At 70.4% G+C, this 24355-nt stretch carries 18 protein-coding genes and 1 tRNA gene; 5 read left to right on the forward strand and 14 right to left on the reverse strand.

All coding sequences use genetic code 11. The features are described 5' to 3' along the window. Positions 1-663, reverse strand: a 663-nt coding sequence (locus VIR15_RS06610) for an MFS transporter (RefSeq protein WP_331926680.1), incomplete at its 3' end; no start/stop codon positions are given. Between the two features lie 287 nt (positions 664-950). Between VIR15_RS06610 and VIR15_RS06615 the strand changes: the two genes are divergently transcribed. Continuing rightward, the gene (locus VIR15_RS06615; protein ID WP_331926681.1) at positions 951-1754 is read left to right on the forward strand and encodes an ArsR/SmtB family transcription factor; all 804 of its coding nucleotides are present in this window, start codon (positions 951-953) and stop codon (positions 1752-1754) included. A 197-nt stretch (positions 1755-1951) separates the two neighbouring features. On the opposite strand, the gene uidA is transcribed toward VIR15_RS06615, so the two are convergent. The 3 genes from uidA to VIR15_RS06630 are packed head-to-tail and all read right to left on the reverse strand — an operon-like array spanning position 1952 to position 5861. Next, positions 1952-3733, reverse strand: a complete 1782-nt coding sequence (uidA, locus tag VIR15_RS06620; RefSeq protein WP_331926682.1) for a beta-glucuronidase — start codon at positions 3731-3733, stop codon at positions 1952-1954. Positions 3734-3772: 39 nt separating this feature from the next. Further along, entirely contained in the window at positions 3773-5200 is a 1428-nt protein-coding gene (locus VIR15_RS06625) for a glycoside-pentoside-hexuronide (GPH):cation symporter (RefSeq protein ID WP_331926683.1), read from the reverse strand. Continuing rightward, positions 5193-5861: a cytidylate kinase-like family protein gene (locus VIR15_RS06630; protein ID WP_331926684.1), complete on the reverse strand. Its 669-nt coding sequence runs from the start codon at positions 5859-5861 to the stop codon at positions 5193-5195. The genes VIR15_RS06625 and VIR15_RS06630 overlap by 8 nt, the downstream gene beginning before the upstream one ends. Before the next feature lie 290 nt (positions 5862-6151). On the opposite strand from VIR15_RS06630, the gene uxaC reads away from it, so the two are divergent. Continuing rightward, positions 6152-7573 (forward strand): glucuronate isomerase, encoded by a 1422-nt coding sequence (gene uxaC, locus VIR15_RS06635; protein ID WP_331926685.1) that lies wholly within the window; start codon positions 6152-6154, stop codon positions 7571-7573. Between the two features lie 46 nt (positions 7574-7619). On the opposite strand, the gene VIR15_RS06640 is transcribed toward uxaC, so the two are convergent. Continuing rightward, positions 7620-8876 carry an NAD(P)/FAD-dependent oxidoreductase gene (locus tag VIR15_RS06640; RefSeq protein WP_331926686.1) on the reverse strand — a complete coding sequence of 419 codons (1257 nt, stop codon included), beginning with the start codon at positions 8874-8876 and terminating at the stop codon, positions 7620-7622. Between the two features lie 35 nt (positions 8877-8911). Here VIR15_RS06640 and VIR15_RS06645 point away from each other — a divergent pair, with 35 nt between their 5' ends. Further along, entirely contained in the window at positions 8912-9385 is a 474-nt protein-coding gene (locus tag VIR15_RS06645) for a pyridoxamine 5'-phosphate oxidase family protein (protein ID WP_331926687.1), read from the forward strand. 160 nt (positions 9386-9545) lie between these two features. Here the strand turns inward: VIR15_RS06645 and VIR15_RS06650 are convergent. The 4 genes from VIR15_RS06650 to VIR15_RS06665 all read right to left on the reverse strand — a co-directional run bounded on the left by VIR15_RS06650 (position 9546) and on the right by VIR15_RS06665 (position 14634). Next, a tRNA-Thr gene (locus VIR15_RS06650) sits at positions 9546-9619 on the reverse strand. 88 nt (positions 9620-9707) lie between these two features. Beyond that, positions 9708-11342 carry an alpha/beta hydrolase gene (locus VIR15_RS06655; protein ID WP_331926688.1) on the reverse strand — a complete coding sequence of 545 codons (1635 nt, stop codon included), beginning with the start codon at positions 11340-11342 and terminating at the stop codon, positions 9708-9710. Beyond that, positions 11339-13084 (reverse strand): alpha/beta hydrolase, encoded by a 1746-nt coding sequence (locus VIR15_RS06660; protein WP_331926689.1) that lies wholly within the window; start codon positions 13082-13084, stop codon positions 11339-11341. Before VIR15_RS06660 ends, VIR15_RS06655 begins: the two co-directional genes overlap by 4 nt. After that, the gene (locus tag VIR15_RS06665) at positions 13078-14634 is read right to left on the reverse strand and encodes an alpha/beta hydrolase (protein ID WP_331926690.1); all 1557 of its coding nucleotides are present in this window, start codon (positions 14632-14634) and stop codon (positions 13078-13080) included. Before VIR15_RS06665 ends, VIR15_RS06660 begins: the two co-directional genes overlap by 7 nt. A 111-nt stretch (positions 14635-14745) precedes the next feature. Between VIR15_RS06665 and tmk the strand changes: the two genes are divergently transcribed. Continuing rightward, positions 14746-15417, forward strand: coding sequence for a dTMP kinase (gene tmk, locus VIR15_RS06670; protein ID WP_331926691.1), 672 nt, complete (start codon positions 14746-14748; stop codon positions 15415-15417). After that, positions 15414-16565: a DNA polymerase III subunit delta' gene (locus VIR15_RS06675; RefSeq protein WP_331926692.1), complete on the forward strand. Its 1152-nt coding sequence runs from the start codon at positions 15414-15416 to the stop codon at positions 16563-16565. The genes tmk and VIR15_RS06675 overlap by 4 nt, the downstream gene beginning before the upstream one ends. A 57-nt stretch (positions 16566-16622) precedes the next feature. On the opposite strand, the gene VIR15_RS06680 is transcribed toward VIR15_RS06675, so the two are convergent. From VIR15_RS06680 to VIR15_RS06700, 5 genes are all read right to left on the reverse strand, one after another. Continuing rightward, positions 16623-17657 (reverse strand): aspartate-semialdehyde dehydrogenase, encoded by a 1035-nt coding sequence (locus VIR15_RS06680; RefSeq protein WP_331926693.1) that lies wholly within the window; start codon positions 17655-17657, stop codon positions 16623-16625. A 66-nt stretch (positions 17658-17723) separates the two neighbouring features. After that, positions 17724-19427, reverse strand: coding sequence for a tetratricopeptide repeat protein (locus VIR15_RS06685; protein WP_331926694.1), 1704 nt, complete (start codon positions 19425-19427; stop codon positions 17724-17726). Positions 19428-19540: 113 nt separating this feature from the next. Next, on the reverse strand, positions 19541-22999 hold the full coding sequence (locus VIR15_RS06690) for an ATP-binding cassette domain-containing protein (protein WP_414654932.1): 3459 nt from the start codon (positions 22997-22999) through the stop codon (positions 19541-19543). A gap of 202 nt (positions 23000-23201) precedes the next feature. Continuing rightward, positions 23202-23993: a MerR family transcriptional regulator gene (locus VIR15_RS06695; RefSeq protein ID WP_331926696.1), complete on the reverse strand. Its 792-nt coding sequence runs from the start codon at positions 23991-23993 to the stop codon at positions 23202-23204. 18 nt (positions 23994-24011) lie between these two features. After that, positions 24012-24355: dienelactone hydrolase family protein (locus tag VIR15_RS06700; RefSeq protein WP_524538093.1), on the reverse strand; the 344-nt coding region annotated here is incomplete at its 5' end.

Raw genomic sequence — 24355 nt, forward strand, 5'->3', positions numbered from 1 at the left:
GGGAACCGCGGCCACGAAAGCCTGCCGTCCGCCGAGCTGGTGGGCCATTCCTGCGCTGGCCAGCATGAAGCACAATCCGGTCATCGCGAGGGATGGATGGAGTGCGAGGGGCAGGAGCGGGAGACCGACCAGGCCGAACAGCCACGGTGTGGCGCGCCGCTGCAGCGGGGTGGGAACGAGCCGCCCGACGACCAGGTTGCCGACTGCGGCGCCTGCGGGGAAAGCTGCGAGGAGCAGACCGATCGGTGCCGCTGTGCCCTCGCGTTCGCCCATGTAGGGGACGACCAGAGCCTCCGCCCCGACCAACAGGGTCGGCGCGAGCCACCACGAGAACAGCAAGTGCCGTACCTGGCGGTTCCTGAGCAGATCGAGGTTGCCGCGCCAGGTCTCGTGCAGGTTCCAACGGCCGGCGCCGGGTGATGCCGAGGGAGCCTTCGGGACCGCGAGCACGGCGATAAGCCCCACGAGCTGCAAGGCACCGGCCAGTGCGAACGCGGCCGATGTACCGAGCCACTGCACAGCAGCGCCGCCCAGGGCGAGGCCGAGGAGCTGCGCGCCGGAGCTGACCAGGTTCATCACCGACCGCCCGAGAACGTAAGCGTTGCCGGTGAGGAGTCGAGTCAACAGCGCCGACTGCGCCGCAAGGGGGACGGGCTGCCACACGGCAGCGAGCGCGACGGTGCCGCGGTCCGTGCGTACGTGAACACCGACAGAGCGAAGATCTGCAGCGAGGTCCCCACGATCAGGGTGAGGGCGAGCGTGAAGACGGCCGCGACGCCCGGGATTCGGAGCAGAGCGGTGTACGTCGTGCTGCTGGCTTGGTCGATGGGCGAGCTCGAGCATCTGCTTCGGCGACTGGACCGCCCTGGCGGCACCCCGCCGGGGCGAGCGTTCTCCAGCTCCCGCTGGGCCCGACGCTATGACAGGTGCGGGGCACAATGGAGGCAAGAGTGCTGCGGGCACTGCGCCCGGAGGAGTGGGGGCCGGACTTCATCGCCCCGCCACCGTCGGGCGGGATGGCGCGCACCCCCTCGGACGACTTGGCGGTCATCCGCGGCACCCCCTTGCCGGTGGCGCGCGAGCAGATCGGGCGGGCACTGGCGTTGGGCAGTGGACCCGTCGCCGACGACGTGACCCGCGTGCTGGAGCGGGACGACGTCGTCGAGTGGCTGGCGGAGGCGCAGGAAGGACTGTGGCGACTGCTGATCGCACCGGACTGGCCACAGCTGCTGGCCATCCTCGACCGTGACGTGCTCTTCCGGGCCGACCGACTGGTCCGCTCCGGGTGGGCCGCCGCGCTGGAGGACCTGCACGAGCGGGTGCGCTGGGAAGCCGGTGCCGTGGTGGTCCGGGACCGGTCGCCGCTCGAGATCGACCTCGATGGTCGGGGGCTGATGTTCGTGCCGTCGGTGTTCCTGCACCGCGGCGCCGCCACGTACTCGGAGCCGCCGTGGCAACCCGCGGTGGTGTACGCCGCGCGTGGAAGCGCTGCGTTGTGGGATCCCGAGCCCACGACCCCGCCAGCGCTCGCTCGCCTGCTCGGGCGGACCCGCGCCGACCTGCTGCTCCGGCTCGAGAGCCCAGCCTCGACCACGCAGCTGTGCACTCTCACCGGGCACACCCTCGGCGCCATCGGCGACCATCTGCGAGTGCTACGCGAGTCCGGACTTGTCACCCGGACCCGCATCGGACGGTCGGTGGTCTACCGACGAACTCCGGTGGGGGACGTCCTTGCAGCAGTCGGCCCGGAGTGATGAACCGGGCGCGGCGTTAGCGGCCCGGCGGCTCCGCCGGCCTCGGCCTTGGGGTGCCGTTGCCCAGGCCTCGCAAGGAAAGCCTCCTTGTTTGGATCTTCTTGCCGCCCAACGGTCCCCCGCATGGGGAACCAAACCCAGCGGCATACGGCATCTCTGACGGCGAGACAGCGCACGAGCTCACCATTGGTGTGATCTCAGCCCTTGCCGTGCCACCGGTCGCGCAGCAGGAAGGCGGCGGCCTTGGGCCGTCGATCGCGGGTGAAGACGCCTTTCTTGTTCCCGCCGACGCGGTTGACACCGGAGGTGGTGGCGAAGTCGGCGAAGTTCCACACCTGCTCACCGACGACTGCGTCGAACCGGTCGAACACTCGGTGGTTCATCTCGAGGTAGGCCACCTGGTATTCCTCTGACCACGGGGCGGGCGGCTGCGCATGCACCCCGGGATAGGTGTCCGCGCCGTACTCGGTGATGATGATCGGCTTGCCCTCGCTGGCCCAGCCGCTCAGCTCTTCGGCCCATTTCCGCTCTGCTGCCGCGAGCTCCCCGGTGTCGACATACCAGCCGTAGTACCGGTTGAGCATGAGCACGTCACCGAACTGCGAGACGCGACATGTCCCGTACGGGGCGAGCATGACGTTGACGAACCCGACCGGGCGGGTGGGGTCGAGCTCGCGGGCCAGCTCGAACAGCGGCCTGAAGTAGCGCTCCGCGCCCTCGGTGTCCGACTCTGGTTCGTTGGCGATCGACCACAGCACGACGCTCGGCCGGTTCTTGTCCCGATCGACCAGTTCACGGATCACGCGCGCGTGCACCTCGCGGGTCTGCTCGTTCACCGTCTGGGGGGAGTACGTGGTGTAGCCCTGGGCGCCGAAGATGCCGCCGCCCAGACCCATGTTGAGGCCGACCGCGGGTGTCTCGTCGATGACGAGGATGCCGTGGCGGTCCGCGTAGTCCATGACCGCGTCGGAGTAGGGGTAATGCGAGGTCCGGAAGGAGTTCGCCCCGATCCAGTCGAGCAGCGCGAAATCGCGCAGCATGAGCGCGTCGTTGTGGCCCTTACCGACGCAGTCGTGGTCCTCGTGCATACCGAACCCGGTGAACTGCACCGGCTCACCGTTGACGAGGAAGCGGTTGCCCTCCACGGCCACGGAGCGCACTCCCACGGGCTGGTGGTAGCTGTCCAGCAGCTCGTCCCCGCTGCCGACGAGCTGCACCTCCAGGTCGTAGAGGTAGCCGTCGCCCGGAGCCCAGCGGTGCACGTCGGGCACCGTCAGGGTGCCGCTCGCCCCGGCCCCGCGAGCCACCTCCGTGCCCTCGGCGTCGCGCAGGACGACCCGGACCTCGGCGTCATCCGCGTCACTCGCCTGCGTCCGGTACTCGATCCGGCCATTCAGGCCGTCGAGCTCGGTCACGATGGTGATGTCGGTGAGATACGCCGGGCCGGTCGAGTACAGCCAGACCGGGCGGTGGAGGCCCGCGTAGTTGAAGAAGTCGTGCCAGTACCGTTGCCGCTTGCCCTCGGGGGTGTCCTCGATGACGCCAGGCGGGATGGTCTGGAAGCTCAGCGTGTTGCCCACCACGACGGTGACCCGTGCCTCGTCCCCGGCCCGGACGTGTTCGGTGACGTCGGCCTCGAACGGGAGGTATCCGCCCTCGTGGGCTACGACCTCGATGCCGTTGACCCATACCGTGGCCCGGTGGGTCGCCGACTCGACATACAGGACCACGCGCCGGCCGTCCCAGCCGCGCGGCACGCGCACCGTCGTCTGGTACCACACGTCGCCGACGTAGTCGTGCACCGCCGCGTCCGGGGCGATGTCGTTGAAGCTGGCCGGAACCGCCATCTCGCCCGCGTCGGGTAGCGGCCCGTCGAACCAGCGCGCCGACCGCCCCTCCCCGTCGCCGTCGAGCCGAAAGTGCCAGAGGCCGACAAGCGACTTGCGTTCTCGAGTGGCCGTGTCGCTGGGACGAAGCATGGGGTCCTCCCGGTCGCTATTGCTCGGTACTACTCGGTACTAATCGGTGAGACGGCCCTGACGCTCGGCGCGCCGGGTCGCGAGGTCGACGACGATCGTGCGGAACCGCTCCTCGGTCAGCGGATACGCCAGCATGACTGCGGCCCCGAGCCCGACGAAGACCGCAGGCCCGAGACCCGTCAGATGGCGGATGGCGTCCAGCGCGCCGGGGGTCTGGGTCGTCGACCCGGCGACGTAACCCCCTACGCCGATGCCCCACCCGGCCAGGGCTCCCCCGATCCCCTGGCCCACCTTGCGGGTGAACGACAGCGCCGCGTAGTTGGAGCCCTCGGTGCGAACGCCGGAGGTCCACTCGCCGAACTCCACCGTGTCGGCCTGCAGCGCGAACATCACGGCCTGAACCGCGGAGATGCCGATGCCGTACACGGCGAAGCACACCATGGCCAGCCACAGCAGCGAGGGTGGGACCAGCGCGACACCCAGCCCGCCGATCGCGGTGAGCACACCGCCGGTGATGTACGCCGGCTTCTTGCCGAAGGCCGCCACGATCCTCGGGATGAGCGGGCTGACGACGAAGAGCGCACCGGTGGTCAGGATGGCCAGGATGATCGTGTAGTCGACGTTGCCGAGCACGTCACGGGCGTAGTAGACCTGCAGGGTCTGCAGGACGAACATGCCGGTGAGACTCAGCAGGGCGCTCAGGCACAGCAGCAGCAACGCCTTGTTGTGCGCGATCGCGGCGACGCTCTGCCGCAGGCTCACCGGGGCCTCGTCCCGGACGACCGCCTCCCGCGACGCTGCGAACAGGAACAGGTAGAGCGCGATCCCAATGACCGCGACGATCAGTGTGGTGATCGTCAATGAGCGCTGCAGGTCCGTCGAGCGGCTGATCTGCGGGGCCACCGCGAAGTTGAGGGCGACGATCGCTGTCGCGGCACCGATCATCCGTGAGCTCGACAGCTTCGCCCGCTCGTCCGGCAGCTGGGTCATCGCCGAGGCCAATGAGCCGTACGGGATGTTGACCAGGCTGTAGGCGAGGTAGAAGAGCATGTAGCTGACGTAGGCGTAGACCAGTGTGGCGGAGCGCCCGAGGCCGCCCGGGACGCTGAAGGTCGCGGCTGCCAGCAGCATCAAGGGCACCGCACCGAACAGGAAGTAGGGCCGGAACCTGCCCCACCTCGTCGTCGTCTTGTCGACCATCCGCCCGGCGAAGACGTCGGTGAACGCGCCCCACACCCGGGCCACGAACAGGATCGTGCCGGCCGCCCCCGCCGCGATCCCCACGACGTCGGTGTAGTAGACGAGCAGGAACATCGACACCAGCGTGAAGGTGAGGTTGTTCGCCACGTCTCCCGACGCGTAGCCCAGGTACTGGACCGGGCGCAGGTGGTCTGGGACCGCTTCCGTCTCGACGGTCTTGACGGTGGTCGTGACTGTCTCGTCCTGCGAGGCGCCCGCGCTACTCATGGTCCGCGCTGGTCATCGGGTCGGCTGTGGCGGCGGCCGGGTGACGGGCGCGGGACCGGGCAGCGGTGACGATCAGCTCGACGCAGGTGTCGACATCGAGGGCGGTGCTGTCGATCCACAGGTGGTACAGGCCGGGGTCCTCCGGGTCGACACCGTAGGAGTTGCGGACGTACTCGATCCGCACCCGGTCGTTGGTCAGGACCCGTCGCTCGGCTTCCTCGGCGTCGAGGCCATCGAGCTGCATGATCCGGCGTACGCGTGAGTGGACCGGGCCGGCCAGCATGACGTGCAGGGCGCCGGGTGCCTGGGACAGCACTACCGCCCCGCCGCGGCCCAGCACGACCCCGCCCTGGGACACCGCCCGCGCCAGGAACTCCTCGATCTCGGCCCGATACCTGCCCTCCTCGCGCTCGACGTCCAATGCGCCTGTGCTATCGGCGATCGACGCGCGACCCAGGCTGTCGAAGTACCGGCGCAGGATGCTGCGCGGCTTCTTCTCGGTATCGGCGTCCAACTGCTCGACCGCCCGCTCCGGGACGTGCAACTGCTCGGCGACGCCTGTCAGGATGCCGCGGTCGAGGAACGGCACTCCGAGCCGCTCGGCCACCCGTGGCCCAACGACGTGCCCGCCAGCCCCATGGAAGGCGGCGAGCGTCACCACCGACCCGACTGAGCCCTCCGACGGGAATCGGTGCTGGTCAGGGGAGCCCGAGCCGTGAGGCGGCTCGGGTCCAACAGCTGAAACAGGCCTGGTCACATCGGCAGCTCCTCCGTCGGCGCCTCACCGCTGTGGGTCAGCGTCCCGTCGATGTCGAACAGCGTGACGGACAGTTCACCCGCCCTGACTCGACCAGAATCCAACGCGTCGGAGGCGCGGTCAAGGCACGAGGTAGGCGTCCGCCGCCTCGAGGTTGGTTGCCTTCGGACAGAGACGGGTCTCAGTATGGGACGGTGACCACCGCTGGCCGCCCGCTGCGGCTCCACCCGGATCGGTTACTTCCCCCGGACCCCGACGTCCGCTCGATTGCGAGGCAGCTCTACGACGCCGTCCGGGATCAGCCGATCATCTCTCCGCACGGCCACGTCGACCCGCGGCTACTGCTGGACAACGAGCCGTTCCCGGACCCGGCCACCCTGTTCATCACCCCGGACCACTACGTCACCCGGCTGCTGCACGCCAGCGGCATTCGGTTGGAGGAGCTCGGCGCAGGTCGCGGGCCGTTGAGTGAGCCGCAGTCCCGGACGGTGTGGCGACACCTGTGCTCACACTGGGAGGTCTACCGCGGGACGGCGGTGCGGTGGTGGCTGGAGTCCGAGCTGGCCGACATCTTCGGCGTCGACGTGATGCCATCGATCGAGACGGCCGACACGATCTACGACGAGATCGCCGAGCGGCTGGCCACCGACGCCTACCGCCCCCGGGCGCTGTACGAGCGGTTCGGCATCGCGGTACTGGCCACGACGGACGACCCCGCCGACGACCTGGCCGCGCACTCCGCCCTCGCCGCGGACCCGGCGTGGGAGGGGAGGGTCATCCCGACGTTTCGCCCGGACCGGTATCTGGAGCCGGCCAGGGCTGGTTGGTCGGACGCCGTGGCCGACCTCGGCAAGGCCGCCGACGTCGACACAGGCGACTTCGCTGGTTATGTCGAGGCGCTGGAGGTGCGCCGCCGGTACTTCGTCGAGCACGGCGCCGTGTCGGCGGACCACAGCCACGACGACGCCCGCACCGACCCGCTGGAGCCGTCGGAGGCAGCCCGGATCTACCGGGCGGCTCTCGAAGGCGATGCGAGCGAGGCCGAGGCCACCGCGCTGCGCAGGCACATGCTGCTGGAAATGGCCCGGATGTCGTGCGACGACGGGCTGGTGATGACCCTGCACCCGGGGGTGCGCCGGGGCCACCATGGCCCGACGACGCGGGACTTCGGGCCGGACATGGGCCACGACATCCCGATCCGGATCGAGTTCACCGATGCACTGCGCCCGCTGCTGGAGCGCTACGGTACCCAGCCCGGTTTCCACCTCGTGCCGTTCACCGTCGACGAGACCGTCTTCTCCCGCGAGCTCGCCCCGCTCGCGGGGTTCTACCCCTCGGTGTACGTCGGGGTGCCCTGGTGGTTCCTGGACGCCCCTCACGCCATCCGGCGCTTCCGGGCCGCGGTCACCGAGACTGTCGGATTCTCCCGGACCTCCGGGTTCGTCGACGACACCCGGGCGTTCTGCTCGATCCCGGCCCGGCACGACCTGTCTCGCCGCATCGACGCCGGCTGGCTCGCCCAGCTCGTGGCCGAGCACCAGCTCACCGAGGACGAGGCCCTCCAGACGGCGGAGGAGCTGGTCACCGAGCAGCCGAAGAAGGTGTTCAAGCTGTGACCAGCTCCGGGACCCACTGGGGTCAGTACCCGCATGACGTGCGGGGTCACGTCGTGCGCGATCTCCCGAGACGGGTGAGGACCGCCTCAGCAGCCCGCGTGCCGGACACGACCGCGCCCTGCAGGGACGCCGTGTCGCGGTGGTCGCCGCACACGATGACGCCGTCGCCGAGATCCACCGGATGACGGACTTTCAAGGGCGGTGGCTGCGCAGGCAGCGCGTCGCGGACCACGTGGCGGGTGATCGGCTCGGCCTGGTCCGCGCCGGGGCCGAGCAGTGCGACCAGGTGGGCTCGAACCGCGGCGAGGGGCGGCGGCTCCTGGCCGGGCGCCAGGAGCGCGGTCGTCTCGATGAGGTGGCGTCCTGCCGGCGCATAGGACGGGGCGGCGTTGCTCACGACGGCCGCGTTCACGAGCGGGCCCGCCCCCGCATCGGCCTCGACCACCTGCAGGTCGCTGTCAATGGGCGCCTCGTCGGCGACGAACCAGTCGGTGACGAGTCCCTTCATCGCCGGAAGCGGGGAGCCGACAAGGCGGTTCGCCGTGCGTGGGTCGGTCGCGCACACGACGACGTCGGCCTCGAGCACGCCGTCCTCGGTCGTCACGCCGGTCGGGGAAATGGCGCTGACCGCGACGCTGCACCGGATCCGCTCCCGAACGGGCGCGGCGAGCTGCGCTGGCAGCGCCGCCATCCCCTGCGCGGGCAGACCCGGCGTGCCGAGGGCGAACGACCGCAGGAGCAGCCGGACGTAGGCCGCCGAGGTGCTGCCGTCCGTCTCGAGGATGACCCCGGCGAGGAAGCGTTCGAGCACCTCGGTCCGCAGGGGCCCGTCCACCTTGGCCTTGTCGAGCGACTCCCGCATCGAGGTGTCGGGACCCGAGAGGAGGCGGTCGACGGGGCCCAGTGCCGGCGCGAGCCAGGTGGCCATCCGGGTCACGCGGTCCGGGCGCAGCAGCCCACTAAGCAGCATGTCCGGCACCGCTCGCGGTCGTCGCGTCGGGTCGACGAGCGGCGTCCTCCGGTCGCCGCGGCGCACCAGCAGCCCCCTGCCGAAACGCTGCAGCCGCAACCGATCGAGGTCGACGTTGCGGCGCAGCGCCGGGTAGGACGGGTTGAGCACCTGGAAGCCGCGGTCACAGCGGAAGCCGTCGACCAGCTCGGTCCGTACTCTGCCACCGATCTCCTCATTGGCCTCGAGGACCAGCACTTCGACGCCCCGCTCCGTCAGGCGGCGCGCGCACTGCAGACCCGCAAGCCCTGCACCCACGACGACGACATCAGCCATCCGTTCCCGGTCACTCATGTTTAGGTCCTACCCCGCCCGGTCAAGGGTGCGACATGGAAAAGGATGACGTCACCAAGATCCGTGAGCTCGTCGAGGATCTGAAGTTCGCGATGGTCACGGTCCCCGTCCGCGAGGGAGACCTGCACTCCCGGCCGATGACGCTGCAGGAGATCGACGACGACAACCGGCTGTGGTTCTTCATCGCCAGCGACTCGGAGCTGGCGACCCAGGTCGGACAGGACCCGCGCGTCAACGCGGCGTTCGCGTCGAAGGAGACCTGGGTCTCGGTCGCCGGCCGGGCAGCCGTCGTCCAGGACGCGGAGCGGATCGACCGCTACTGGGACAGCTTCGTCGAGCCGTGGTTCGACGGGCGCGACGACCCCCGGGTCGCGCTGCTGCGGATCGACGCGTCGTCGGCGGAGTACTGGGACACCCCTGGCGGCAGGGTCACGACCGTGCTCTCGCTCGTCAAGTCGGTCGCGACCGGCGAGCCCATGACCGGTGACCACGGGACCGTCGAGCTCTGACCGTCTCTGGTGCCGGGCGCCGGTTCGCGCTCGTGGTGCTGGTAGTCGTCGTCGAGCTGGGGCACGGCGAGGGCCAGTGCGCCTGACGGCAGTGTGATTCGGCCTTCTAACTCACAGTGGCCCTGACCAGCAAACTTCCTGGTCAGGGCCACATCGTCGGAGCCGCCTGTCGGAATCGAACCGACGACCTATTCATTACGAGTGAATCGCTCTGGCCGACTGAGCTAAGGCGGCGGGTGCCGAAGCACGGTTGCTGAGTATACGCATGGCCGCGGATCGTCACGAAATCGAGTGGTCGGACCAGTCTGCCTGTCCGGGGTCGTCATTCGGCCGGGCACTTCAGCCCGTTCTGTGGCGGCTCCGCCCGCACGAGATAGTCCTCCACCGCACGGTCGGCGCAGGCGTTGCCGGTCGCGTACGACCCGTGCACGTCCGCGTCGACGGTCACGAGCCGGGACCTGCTGATCGCGCCGGCCAGGTGCTCGGTGTCCTCGATGGGCGTGACGGGATCGTCGGCGTTGCCGATGACGAGCACGGGAGTCGCGGGCTCGGCGTCGACGAGGAGCTTGCTGCGGAGCGCACCCGTCCAGCCGGTGCACTCGGAGGGTCGCGGCGGCTGGATCCTGGCGAAGAGGGGATGCTCCTCGAGGACCTTCGGGCTGGGGGTGAGCTCCGACCAGGTCGGCACCGGCCAGTCGGCGCACGTCACGGGCAGGTGGTTCTTGCCGTACGAGGACCCCGGGTAGCTGCCGTCGACGTCGCGCCCGACCGACACCATTGCGAACCACGCGAGCTCGCTGCCATCCGCGTCCTCGATCGCGAGCTCCAGCGCGTCGGCCAGATAGGGCCACGAGCCGGGGTCGAGCAGTCCCTCCCCGATAGCGGTGACCGCCCATCCCTCGGTCACCTGGGACAGCGAGTCGAAGTCCGCCGGCAGCGGCACCGTCTCGAGCGAGTCGAGCAGCTCGATCACGGCCCCAGCCGCCTTGTCGGGGTCGTCGCCGAGCGGACAGGGTCGATCCTTCCCGCACGCCTCGACGAACTCGGCGAAGAGCGCGTCGAACTCCGTTCCCCAGTGGCGCGCGTTCGCATCGACGTCCGCGCGGGTCACGGAGGGCTCGTCAACCACATCGGGCGACACCGCGGAGTCGAGGACCATGTACCCGACGCGAGACGTGAAGCGATCGGCGTAGATCGCGCCGATGAGCGTCCCGTAGCTGATCCCGTAGTAGTTGAGCCGCTCGTCGCCGACCGCCTCACGCAGGATGTCGAGGTCGGCCGCAACGGCCTCGCTCCCCATGTTCGCAGCGAGTGGCCCTCCGCGTTGCAGGCACCCTTCGGCGCGGGCAGCAGCCGCCTCCTTGAGGGCCACCGTGCCCTGGGGCGACGGTGGCGTGGGGTCCTCGGCATACATCCGGTCGAGGTCTGCGTCGGTGAGGCAGTCGAAGCCGCCCGACTCACCGATCCCCCGCGGGTCGAACCCGACGATGTGCCACGCCTCGCGCAGCTCGGCTCCGACGGCGCCTGGTTCCTGGACGAACTCGGTGCCCGATGCTCCGGGGCCACCCGGGTTGACGAACAGCGTCCCCTTGGGTGCCGCCGACGTTGCCGGGAGCCGCCGCAGGGCGATCTCCACGGTCGGGCCGGCCGGCTTGGCGTGGTCGAGGGGGACCGTCACCGACGCGCAATCGAAGTCGCGGTCGTCAGCGCACTTCTCCCACCGCGCCTCCTGCGCGTAGAAGCGCCGGAGCTCGGGCGGGTTGGGGTCCACCGTCGCGGTGAACCGGATCTCCGCTCCCGCCTTGCCCGTGGGCGAATCCGACGTCGACGATGCCGTATGCCGCTGAGCTGGCTCTCGCTCCGCCGTCCCTCCCGGGTCGGCGGGCTCCATGGTCGCGAACGCCACGAGTACCGCCAGGGCCGCGACGACCACGCCACCCCGCCGTAGGACGGTCAACAGGCCTGGTCGGACGTTGGCACGCTGCCCTTGACGAGGTAGCTGTCGACGATGGAGTCCACGCACGAGTTGCCAGCGTAGTAAGTGCCATGGCCGTCGTGGTCACTGGTCACGAGAATGCCGGAGGCGAGATCCGCGGCGAGCTGCTTCGTGCCCCCGATGGGCGTCGCGGGGTCCCGTAGGTTGCCGATCACGAGGATGGGCGCGGCGCCCTTGCCGAGCGTCGTGCCGGACGGCTTCCGGACCTCGCCCGGCCAGGTGCCGCAGTTGTCGTACTGCAGACCGGTCATCCGGGACCACAGCGGGTGCTCCGTGCGGGTCCGCCGAGACTGCGCCGCGAGCTCGTCGGGGCTGCTCGCGGGCCAGTCCGCGCACCGCACCGGGATCATGGCCTGCAGGTAGGACCCGGTGTCGTACTCGCCCGAGGTGCTGCGGCCGACGATGGTCATCGCGTGCGCGAGCAGGATGTCGCCCCGGCCGTCGAGGGCCTCCGCCAGGCCCTTGTTGAGCGTGGGCCAGTAGTCCTCCGAGTAGAGGCACATGAAGATCGCGAAGCCGAGCCAGCCCTCGCCGATCGACTCGATGTCACCCCGCGAGGTCTCGAGCGGTCGCCGATCGACGTCGTCCAGCAGCGCGGCGATCCGGTCCCGCGCACCGTCGGCGTCGGTCCCGAGGGCGCAGTCGTCCCGGCTGACGCACCACTCGATGAAGGCGTCCATGGACGACTCGAAGCCTTGGACGTCGTAGCCCAGCTCCTGCTGGTCGGTCTGGTTCGGCGACACCGCCGAGTCGAGGATGAAGCGACCGACTCGCTCGGGAAAGCGGTCCGCATAGAGCGCGCCGAGGAACGTCCCGTAGGACACGCCGAAGAAGTTGAGCCGCTCGTCACCGACCAGGGCCCGCATGACGTCAAGGTCGCGCGCCACCTCGGTGCTGCTCATGTGCAGCGCCCGCTCACCGCCGGACTTGGCGCACCGCTCGGTGATCGCGTTCGCGTCGCCGAGCAGCTTCGCGCGCTCGGTGTCGTCATCGGGGGTCGGATCGTTCTCGAAGAGCAGGTCCATGTCCTCGTCGGACAGGCACGTCACGGCGTCCGACTGACCGATCCCGCGCGGGTCGAAGCCGACGATGTCGTAGGCCGTACGGACCGCCTTGCTGAAGACGAAGCTCGAGAACTGGGCGTACTCCAGCCCGGACGCACCCGGCCCGCCGGGGTTGAGGAACAGCGTGCCGAGCTTCTTGGACGGGTCGAGGGCGGGCACCTTGCGCAGGGCGACCTCGAAGGTGTCGCCGTCCGGCTCGGCATAGTCGACCGGGACCTCGATACGGGTGCACTCGTGCGCCGGGCTTCCCTCGCACGGCTCCCAGTCCACCGCCTGGGTGTAGAAGGCGGCGAGCTCCCCCGGATGGTCGGTGCTCGTCGGAGTCGGCGAGGTTGCCGTTCCTGAAGGGCTCGCGACGCTGCCTCCCGATGGCGTCGCGACCGGCGGTGTCACCGGCCGTGTGGCGCGCCATGCGACGAGCCCGACGACAGCGAGCAGCGCGACGACGACCACGGCCGCCACGACCGAACGCTCCCGGCCCGTCCGCCCCTTCGACCCGGGTCCGGCACCTGGCCCGTTCACGTCACGCGACCCGGCCCCGCTGGAAGCAGACGGCAGGAACGGAGCGGGCACAGCGGCATACGGCTCCTCTGGCGTGTCTGGAAGATCGTCGGGACGGGGCGGTTCGTCGTTCAGCACATCAGGCCGTCCTTGGGCACGATTCCCTGCACGTAGTACGCGTCGATGGCGTGGTCGACGCACTGGCTGCCCCGGGTGTACGCGGTGTGCCCGTCACCGTCGAGGGAGATGAGGACGGCGTTGGCGAGCTGGTCGCGCAGCCGCTTGGACCACTCGTAGATCGTGGCGGGGTCGCGCGTCGTCCCGACGACGACGATCGGGTTGCTGCCCTCGGCCGAGATCTTGTGCGGCGGGTTGTCGCCCTTGACCGGCCAGAACCCGCAGGCGATGGACCCCCATGCAAGGAACGGGCCCCAGGTCGGCGCGACCTTCGAGAACGTCTTCTGGTAGCCCTCGTACGTGGCGAGGTCCGGACTATCGGGTCGGTCAAGGCAGTTCACCGCAAAGATGACCTCCATGATGTTGCCGGTGTATCCACCACCCGGGACCCGGTCCGCGTAGGTGTTCGCCAGTCCCATGAGGGAGGCGCCGTTGCCCGCGTGCGCCTGACGCAACGCGTCGGTGAGGATGCCCCACGAGCCCTGGTCGTACATCGCGGCGGCGATCCCGAGCGAGGCCCACGCCTCCGTGAGCTTCGGCTCCGCCGGGTCGCCGCTCCGGATCGGGTTGGCGTCGAGTCCCTTGAGGAAGGCGCGGATCCACCCCATGCCCTCGTCGACCGACCCACCGAGCGGGCAGTCGCCCTCATGCACGCAGTCCGCGACGTAGGCGCGGGTGGCCAGCTCGAACCCCTTGGCCTGGCCCTCGGCCAGCTGCGCGCTCGTCAGGTCGGGCGGGACGACACCGTCGAGGACGAACCGCCCGACCCGCTCGGGGAACATGCCTGCGTAGGTCGAGCCGAGGAAGGTGCCGTAGGACTTGCCGAGATAGTTGAGCTGGCTCTCACCGAGGGCCGCCCGCAGGACGTCCATGTCCTTGGCGGCGTCCTCGGTCGACACATGGGCGAGCAGCTCACGATTGTTCGCCTCGCAGCCCGACGCCATGGTGCGGGCTGCTGCGACGAGGTCCTGCTCCTCCGCGCGGTTGTCCGGGGTGGGGTCCGTCCCGAGGAAGTCGTCCAGGGCGCCGTCGCTCAGGCAGTCGATCGGCGCCGACTCCCCGACTCCCCGCGGGTCGAAGCCGACGATGTCGAAGGACGAGCGCACAGCGCGCCCGACGATGAAGTCGGCCGACTTGGCGTACTGCACGCCGGACCCGCCCGGGCCGCCGGGATTGACGACGAGCGAGCCGATCCTCTTGCCCGAGTTGGCCGCTCGCACCTTGAGCACCTTGAGGCGGATGTCGCCGCCGGACGGGTTGTCGTAGTCGATCGGCACGCGCAGGTCCGCACACTCGAACCCCCCACATCGGGTCCAGTCGAGCTGCTGGTCGTAGTAGCCCGCCAGTGCCGCCGCCGGGGGCTGGGTGGTGGCCCCGGCCGGGCCCGTCACCGGGACGCGCTCGGGCTCCGGCGTCGTGCACGCCGCAACCGTCGCGAGCGCGAGCGCGGCGGCTGCGAGGCGCAGGGCTGTGCTCCGGGCCCGCGGGCGGGCGTCGTGGCGAGACGTCATGGCGGAAACCGTAACCTGCCAGCCTGAGTACTCCCGAGTTCGTATGCCGCTGGGCTCGCTCCCCGGGATCCGTTCCCTCCCGCTGTCGCTCCCGTCGCATAGGCTCCCCCCGTGAGCCAGACCCCTGACGCCCCGCCCCACCTGGACGCGGGTCGCGTGAGCACGGCTCCGGGGCTCTTCGTCTGCTTCGAGGGCGGGGACGGAGCGGGCAAGTCGACGCAGGTGCGCCTGCTGGCCGAGTTCCTCGACCGGGACGGGCGGGACGTTCTCGTGACGCGGCAGCCGGGCGGCACCACCCTCGGCGCGCAGATCCGCGAGCTCGTCCTCCATGGCGACCACGTGTCGCCCCGGGCCGAGGCCCTGCTCTTCGCCGCAGACAAGGCACACCACGTCGACGAGCTCATCCGGCCGGCCCTGTCCGCAGGCCGGGTCGTCATCACCGACCGCTACACCGACAGCTCGATCGCCTACCAGGGTGCAGGGCGAGAGCTCGGGGGCGAGGAGATCAGGCAGCTGCAGCACTGGGCCGTGGGAGGGCTGCTCCCCGACCTCACCGTCGTCCTCGACGTGAGTCCCGAGGTCGGGCGCGCCCGTCGCGGCGACGTGCAGGACCGGCTCGAGTCGGAGACCGACGACTTCCACCACGCGGTGCGGCGAGGTTTCCTCGACCTCGCGGCTCGTGATCCGGACCGCTATGTCGTCGTCGATGCCAGCCTGCCGCCCGAGGAGATCCGGGCGCGGGTGCTCGCGCGGCTCGAGGAAGTCCTGGAGGAGCGTCGATGACCGTCTGGCGAGACCTCGTCGGCCAGGAGCCCACGGTCGAGGTGCTCTCGCGCGCCGTGAGCGTCGAGGGTGCGATGACCCACGCCTGGCTGTTCACCGGGCCGCCGGGATCGGGCCGATCCAATGCCGCCAGGGCGTTCGCGGCCGCCCTGCAGTGTCCGCAGGGTGGGTGCGGCGACTGCCGTGAGTGCCGCACCGCGCTCGATGGCTCCCACGCGGACGTCAACGTCGTCGCGACCGAGGGCCTGTCGATCCAGGTCCGTGACACGCGCGACCTGGTCCAGGAGTCCGCGCTGCGGCCATCGGTCGGCCGTTGGCGCGTCATCATCATCGAGGACGCCGACCGGCTCACCGAGCGGGCGGCCGATGCCCTCCTCAAGGCCCTCGAGGAGCCGACCCCCCGCACGGTCTGGATGCTCTGCGCGCCCAGCCTCGAGGACGTCATCATCACGATCCGCTCCCGTTCGAGGCATGTCCGACTGCGGACGCCACCGGTGCATGCGGTCGCCGAGCTCCTCGAGCGGCGCGATGGGGTCGACCCCCCCATGGCCCTGCACGCAGCACGCGCGGCGCAGTCCCACATCGGGCTGGCCCGGCGGCTGGCCAGGGACGAAGGTGCCCGGATCCGCCGGCGGGACGTCATCGCCATGGCGACGAAGATCGTCGGGGTCGGCGACGCCATCGACGCCGCCACCGACCTGGCGCAGATCGCCGGCGAGGAGTCAGCCGCGAGCACCGCGGAGCGCGACGCCGCAGAGCGGACTCGTCTGCTCGAGACACTGGGTGCCGACCCGACTGCACGCACCCAGCCCCCCCACATCCGGGCCCAGGTCGCCGCACTCGAGAAGGAGCAGAAGACCCGGGCCACCCGGCACGCACGCGACATGATCGACCGGTCGCTCATCGACCTGATGTCCGTCTACCGTGACGCGATGGTGCTGCGCCTCGGGTCGAACGTCGAGCTCGTCAACCCCGATGCCATGGACAAGGTCCGGTCCCTCGCCAGCGTCTTCACCGCCGAGCAGCTCCTCGGCGCCCTTGACGCCATCACCGAGGCACGAGACCGCATCAACGCCAACGTCCCACCGCTGCTCGCCCTCGAGGCGATGGCCCTCCAGCTGCGGGTCCCCCGCGACCTCAACCAGTGACCGTGTGAGCGGAAGCCGGCTCAGCGCCATGCGGCACCAGTCGGTACAGGTCCCGGATCAGCGGCGCTTGACCAGCGCCTCGGCGATCTGCACGGCGTTGAGGGCGGCACCCTTGCGGAGGTTGTCACCGACGACGAAGAGCACCAGGCCCTTGCCCTCGGGGGCGGCCTGGTCGGCGCGGACCCGCCCGACGAAGACCTCGTCGCGACCGGCGGCCTCGAGTGGGTTCGGCACGTCGGTGACGACGACGCCGGGCGCGTTCTTGAGCAGGTCGAGCGCCTCGTCCGGCGTGATGTCCTCGGCGAACTCGGCGTGGATCGCGAGGCTGTGCCCCGAGAAGACCGGCACGCGCACGCAGGTCCCGCTCACGAGCAGCTCGGGGGCATGGAGGATCCTGCGCGACTCGTTCCGCAGCTTCTGCTCCTCGTCCGTCTCGAGCGAGCCGTCGTCGACGATCGACCCCGCGAGCGGTACGACGTTGAAGCCGACGGGCACCGCATAGATCTCTGCTTCCGGCACGTCGATCGCGCGGCCGTCGATGGCAAGCACAGTCGGGTCGCCCGCCAGGTAGCCACCGCGCAGCTGGCGGTCGAGCTCCTGCACGCCCTTGACACCAGAGCCGCTCACGGCCTGGTAGCTCGACACGTGCAGCCGCACGAGTCCGGCCTTCTCGTGCAGCGGCCCCAGGACCGGCATCGCAGCCATGGTCGTGCAGTTGGGGTTGGCGACGATGCCCTTGGGGATGGTGTCGAGGTCGTCGGCATTGACCTCGGAGACGACGAGCGGGACCTCGGGGTCCTTGCGCCACGCGCTCGAGTTGTCGATGACCGTCGCCCCGGCTGCAGCCACCTTCGGCGCGAGCTCACGCGACGTCGCGCCGCCGTTGCTGAAGAGAGCGATGTCGATGCCGGAGAAGTCCGCCGTCGCCGAGTCCTCGACCTCGATCTCCGTGCCCTTGAAGGGGATCCTCGTGCCGGCGGATCGCGCTGACGCGAAGAACCGCACCTCGTCGACCGGGAAGTCACGCTCCTCGAGGAGGGTGCGCATGACCCCACCGACCTGACCCGTCGCTCCAAAGACTCCAACTCGCATGTCCCAAGGCTACGACCCCATGCGGCTGCGGCCCCGCGCGTCTCATCCTTCGAGGAGTGGCCCGTCCTAGCCCAACAGTGAGCGGGCCCCTTTGGGTGGCTCCGGGAACTGTCCCACACCGGACGCCTCCAGACGACACAGGCACGAGGCGCGGATCGGCACGTCGGCCTGCGCCTGGGCGAGGCGCAGCTGCTGCTCGACGATGCCCGCCACCTCGGTTTTGCCGAGCAGAACCAGGCATTCGTGATAGCCGTGCAGCGACCACACGTTGGCGGGATGCTGGCAGGCCCGCGGCAGTGTCGGGTCGAGCCCGAGATCGGCCCGGTAGACCGCCTCGGCCTCCTCGACCTGACCCTGCTCGAGGAGCAGGGCGCCGAGCGCGTGGCGAGCCGGCTGCATCCAGCCCCACGGCTCGTCATAGGGCAGACCGTCGTCGAGCTCGACGGACCGACGCAGGTGGGCGAAGGCTTCCTCGACCCGGCCCCGACGGTACTCCAGCTCACCGTCGAGCATCGACGCGGCGACGGCGAGGATGTCGCGACAGGTGTTGTTGAAGAGGGTGCGTTGTTCCGGCACCCGGGCCAGCGCCTCCCGGAAGCGCTCGCGCTCCAGTTCCGCCTCAGCGACCTGGCCGGTCGCCGCCAGGGCCACACCACGGCCGTAGTGGGTCATCGCGGCCGTCGTCGCGTAGAGCTCGCGGTCCACCGGCAGCGGCAAGGCCGCCAGCTCGTCCCAGCGGCCGAAGCGGATGAGCACGTGCACCCGCAGCGGTACGAAGCCCTCGAGCCAGTCGGCCATCGGCGGCACCTCGACCCGCAGGAGCTCCTCCGGGATGGCCCGTTCGAGCTGGGCCACGGCATCGAGTGCCGCCTGCTCCTGCCCGAGGAACATCGCCCCGTAAACGAGGAAGTGCAGATTGTGCGCCCGGTAGAGCGTGTAGAAATTGAGCGGACCCCGGTGCGTCAGGAATTTCGAGTCCGCCTGCACGGCCGCGCGATTCGACGAGACCACACGTCGATAGTCACCACAGAGCACGTCGAGATGCGTCGGCATGTGGCGAAGATGCCCGGCGTCCGGAACGAGCTCACGCAGCAGGTCGCCGACCCAGAGCGCCTCCTCCGGTCGAGCGGACATCTCCATGAGGTGAACGTAGAAGTGCAGGACGCCGGGGTGCGTCCGTCCCTCGTGCGTCGAGAGGGCCCGGTCGAGGATCTCCTTGGCGCGCACTGCCTGCGATCCCGGCGCAGGCTGACCGGTCCGCTGGTCCCACAGCTGCCACGCCGTGAGGTTCATGAGGGACTCCGCGTAGAGGGCGATGACATCGAGGTCGTTCGGGTGCCGTGCATGGGCCCGCTCCATCGCTTCGGCATACGACGTCTCCCAGACAGCCGGATCCGGCGGTGCCTCCCCTTCCGGGAATCGCACAGACATCGCCTCGGCCAGGTCGCGCTCAACGGAACTGGCACCTGCGGTACGTCCCCGCGCAGCGACCTGAGCGGCATACGCCCTCGTCACCGTCGCCGTGACCTCCTCGGGCGCGTAGAACTCCCATGGCTTGTTGTAGTTGGGCGCGAGGGCATGGGCGATTCCCCAATGCGCGAGGGTGCACTCGGGGTCGTGCACGAGCGCGCGCTCATAGCAGGCAACGGCCTCCTCGTGGTTGAACGCGTACGCCCAGACGAGGCCGCGTCGCACCCATTCCCGCGCCGTATCGGAGGTCGACGTGACCTCACGCGTCCACGTGCCGAGGTCGAACGGATAATCCTCCATCTCATCCAGTATCGCCACGAGACGCCGATCTCGTTCGAGGTATGCGTCACCTCCTGGTCGTCGCCGCATACCTCGAACGGAATACCTCGAACCGAATGCAGCGGCCGAGGGGATCACCCGGCGAGGTGGCCCCACCTCTCGGAGAGCTCGCGCCACGGAGCGGTCTCGACAACCCGACCCCCGTCGAGGACGACGACTCGATCGGCCTGCGCCAGTGCTGCCGCCTTGCTCGTGGCGCCGATGACGGTGGCCCCGCCAGAGCGCAGTGCCTCCCAGAGCTCGATCTCGGTGGCGGCATCGAGCGCCGAGGACACGTCGTCGGCCAGCAGCAGGTCGGCCTCGCAGGCGAGGGCCCGGGCCAGCGCCAGCCGCTGCACCTGCCCACCGGAGAGTCGGACCCCGCGGTGGCCGACGAGGGCATTCGGTCCGCCGGCCTCGGTGACGTCGCGCTCCATCCGAGCGGTCGCGAGTGCCGGCGCGACCGCCCGGTCGGCGTGGTCGAGGGCGATGTTGCCGGTGAAGGTACCCGACAGGACCCTCGGCACCTGCGCGATGTAGGACACGCGGCCGGGCCGCAGCTCGAGTTCCGGGTCGGCCAGCAAGCGGCCGTTCCAGACCACCTGACCGGTGCGGGAGGTGAGCCCGGCCAGCGACGAGAGCAGGCTGGACTTGCCCGAGCCGACCTGGCCCAGCAGGAGCACCAGCTCGCCGGCCTCGACGGTGAGGTCGACGTCCTGCACTCCGATGGTGCCGTCGTCGTGGATCGCGGTCAGATCCTTCAGGCGCAGGGTCCGCAACGGCTCGCGCGGCCCCGGCTGGGGCTCGTCGGCAGTCCCGTGGACCAGGTCCATGCCCGGCGGCAGGTCCATCAGGTCGCCGCCCCCGGCGAGCTCACTCGTCGCGTTCAGCCAGGACCGCACGCCCGGCGCCTCGGTCACGACCGAGCCGGCGACGCGGCCGAACCAGTCGAAGCCGCTCACCGCGTTGGCGACCAGCAGTGCGATGGCCAGCGACCACGTCCCGTGGAGGAAGCCCGCCCAGGCGGCCACGACGCCGCACTGGACCATGACGATCGGCACCCCGTCGAGCAGGGTCTGGACCCGGTGCTCGCGCACCGCGGCGTCGACCCGGCCTCCGTCGACCTGACGCAGGTGCTCATGCACCTGTGGGGTGGCAGCAGCAAGCTTGACCGTGCGGATGGACTCGAGTGCCGACACCAGCGATCGGCCGAAGTTGGCTCGCGCCGTCGAGGCGGCCGCTGCCGAACGTCCCGCCACCGGTCGACCAAGGGTCGACGCCAGCGCCGAGGTGACCATCACCACGAGCAGGACCGCGCCTGCGAGCCACGTGCCCGCGATCAGTGCGGTCATCGAGGCGATGACGAGGCCGTTGACGAAGTCGACCCAACGGTCGGTGTAGCGGACCAGCCGGTCGGCATCCATGGTGCGCGCGACCACCTCGCCGGGCGGGGTGCGCACCAGTCGACGCTGGGCCGTCTGGCCGGCGAGCACTGCGGCACGCACCCGAAGCCGGACCTCCACCCACCAGTGGGGATAGGTCCGGAACGCCAGCGCCAGTGCGAACGGACCCGCGAGGAGGGACACGACGAGGGCCGCGGCGAGCCAAGCCGGGTTCTGCCCGGCCTGCAGGTCGGTGACGACGAGGCCCCAGACCCAGCCGGTGACCGCACCGAACGCGCCGGTCAGTGATGCGAGGAGGAACAGGGATGCGCCCAGCAGGCCCCACTGCGGGTGGATGCGCACGGTGTGGAGCACCTGCCGAGCCAGACTGGGAGTCGCTGCCAGGACCGGAGGTGGCGGCGGGGTCGTGCTGCGACGCACCGAGCCGATCGCGGCGTCCTCATGGTGGTGCTCCTCCACGGCCACCTCGTGGGCGGCCGCCTCGAGCAGCCGACGGAACGGCCCTTCCCCCGAAGCGAGCCGATGACGCGGGCCCTGCTGGACGACGCGACCCGACTCGAGGACGGCCACCTGCTCGGCCCGCTCGGTCGTCGACAGACGGTGGGCGACGAGGATGCCCGTGCGTCCCGAGATCAGGCGGTCCGCGGCCCGGACCACTCGCGCCTCGGTGACCGGGTCCATGCGGGCCGTGGCCTCGTCGAGCACGACGACGCGCACGTCACGCACGAGCAGACGGGCGAACGCCACGAGCTGCTCCTCGCCCGCCGAGAGCGTCGTGCCTCCCGGGCCGAGCATCGTGTCCAGGCCGTGGGGCAGCCCGGCCACCCACTCCGTCAGGCCCAGCTCGGCGACCGCGGCCTCGACCCGGGCACGGGGCACGTCACCGAAGAGCGCCAGGTTCTCCGCAAGGGTGCCAGCGAGCACCTCGGTGCGCTGGGTCACGACGCCGACCGCGGCCCGCAGCCCCTGGAGGTCGAGGTCGCGCACGTCGGTGCCTCCGAGCAGCACCGTGCCGCGTGGCGGCTCCACCGCCCGCGACAGCAGAGCGGCGAGCGTGGACTTGCCGGAGCCGGTGCGTCCGACCAGCGCGCAGGTGTGACCCGCCGGGACGACGAGGTTGATGTCACGCAGCGCGAACGTGCCGGTGCCATAGCTGAACTCGAGCCCGCGGAACTCCACGTCGAGCGGTCCGTCGCGCAGCGGCAGCCCGCCGGTCGGCTCTGCCGGAGAGGCGAGCATGGCTCGCAGCCGCAGGACCGCGCCGAAGCCCTCCTGCAGGTCGGGCAGGTGACGCGCCAGCATGTCGACGCCGCCGACGAACATCGTCGTGACCAGGAAGAGGGTGACCAGCTGGGCGGTCGACAGGTCGTCGGCGAGCACGAGCGCGGTGCCGACGAGCGCGACGGCGGCCAGCGCGCCGTGGAGCAGTCCGCCGCTGCGCCGGGTGATCCGGACCTCGACCTGAAGAACCTTGTCGAGAGCCGCATGCACCCGCGCGGCCATCCGGGCGTTGCGGCGCAGCACGTGGGCCTGGCCGAGTGCCGTGCGCAGGTCGTCACGGGCGGCGACCCCCTCCTCGGTGGAGGCTGCGTGGTCGGTCCAGGCCGCTTCCTCGACCACCTTGCGGTCGGCGACCTGGGGCAGCAGCCGGCGGACCACCCAGTAGGCGGCGAATCCCGTCAGCGGGAAGAGGAAGGCGGCGGGCCACCAGGCCACGCTCGCGACCACCCAGAGCGGGCCCGAGGCGAGCATGGTGCGCACGGCCTGCCACACGCCCCAGCGCATCAGTTGGCCGACCTCCCAGGTGTCGTCGTCGATGCGGTCGAGCACCTCGCCCACGGCCTGCTCGGACAGCTCGGACAGCGGCTGGGCCATGGCGGCGTCGAGCAGGTCGGCGCGCAGCCGGCCCTCGGCCCGGTCGCACACCGCCGCCCAGATCACCTTTGCGGCGGTGTCGATGAGCGCGCCGCCGACGACGCACAGCGCCAGCAGCGCGACCAGCGTCGACGTGGCGTGCTCGGCGAGCCGGCCGGCGACCATCGACCCGAGGGATGCCGCAACGGCCCCCAGCAGGGACAGCGTGAAGCACACCAGCGTGAGCGGACGACGGACCCGGCGCCAGTCGACAGGGACGCGACCTGCCGGCAACACGGCATCCCGGAGAGAGTCGTCCTGCCTCGTGTCCCGGTTCTCTTCGAACGCCAGCTCGGTGATCGTCACAATCACAAAACGCTACCGATCACCGCCGACGGCGCGCCTCCCGTTTTCCTCAAGCGGGCCACCCGCTCCGGTTGGAGGTATCCGGTCGCTCCGGGGAGCGACCGGATACCTCGAACCGAATACCTCGAACCGGTCAGGAGCCGGAGGCAGTGTGGCGATCGGCGTTGGCGTGGATCGCGTCCCGGACGTACTGCGCGAGCCCCTCCTCGAGGTCCTCGTACGTCTTCGTGAACCGCGGATCGGCGATGTACAGGTCCGCGAGTCCGCGGTGGAACTCGTGGTCGAGGTCGTAGAACCGCCGATGGATGTGCAGCCGGTGCGCCTCGGCGGCATCCATCGCGGCCTCGCTCGTCGCGGGCTCACCGGCCTGCTTGGCGCGGATGAACGCGGCGTGCGTCTCGTCCATCTCCGCCTTCACCTCGGCCCAGTCGGCCTTGGTGTAGCGCTTGGTCCGCTTCGCCGACTGCTGCCAGGCGTCGGTCTCGCCCCAGCGCTCCTTGGCCTCGGCCTGGTACTCGTCCCTGAAGCCCTCACCGAACAGCTCCTTGAGCTCCTCTGGCGTGGCGGGCTCGTCACTCATCTCTCTCTCCAATGCTCGGTCGATGGCTCCGACGAGTTCCTTCAGCTCGTCGAGCCGGGTCAGGACCGCTTCCCGTTGGCGACGCAGGTGCGTCACCGGGTCGTCCCCGCCGTCGAGCAGGGAGGCGATCTCCTCGAGCGGCAGCTCGAGGCGCCGGTAGACGACGACCTGCTGCAGCCGCAGGAGGTCCGCGTCGGTGTAGAGCCGGTAGCCCGCCCGCGAGCGCTCGCTGGGGCTGAGCAGGCCGATCTCGTCGTAGTGGTGCAGCGTCCGCACCGTCACGCCGAAGAGGTCGGCTACCTGCCCCACTGTCCAGGTGGTCATCTCATGCGTCCTGACGCTCATGGGAACAAGGCTGGCGCCTCACGTCGCGTGAGGGTCAACTTCATTGTGGCCGTATGCCGCTGGGCTCGGCAGGTGCCGGACGAACCAGTTCCGCGCGTGGCTGGCAGCCTCGGCGAGCGTGCCCGGCTCCTCGAACAGGTGGGTGGCTCCCTCGACGAGCACGAGCTGGGTGTCGCACCCCGTCATCAGGCTCTGTGCCGTGCGGTTGAGGTCGATGACGACATGGTCGCGGCTGCCGACGATGAGCAGGGTCGGGGCCTGCACGGTCGCCAACCTCTTGGCCGCGAGATCGGGACGCCCGCCGCGCGAGACGACGGCGGCGATCTGGGAGCCCGGCTCGGCGGCCGCCCACAGAGCCGCGC

Source organism: Intrasporangium sp. (assembly GCF_036566125.1).
GTDB lineage: Bacteria > Actinomycetota > Actinomycetes > Actinomycetales > Dermatophilaceae > Intrasporangium.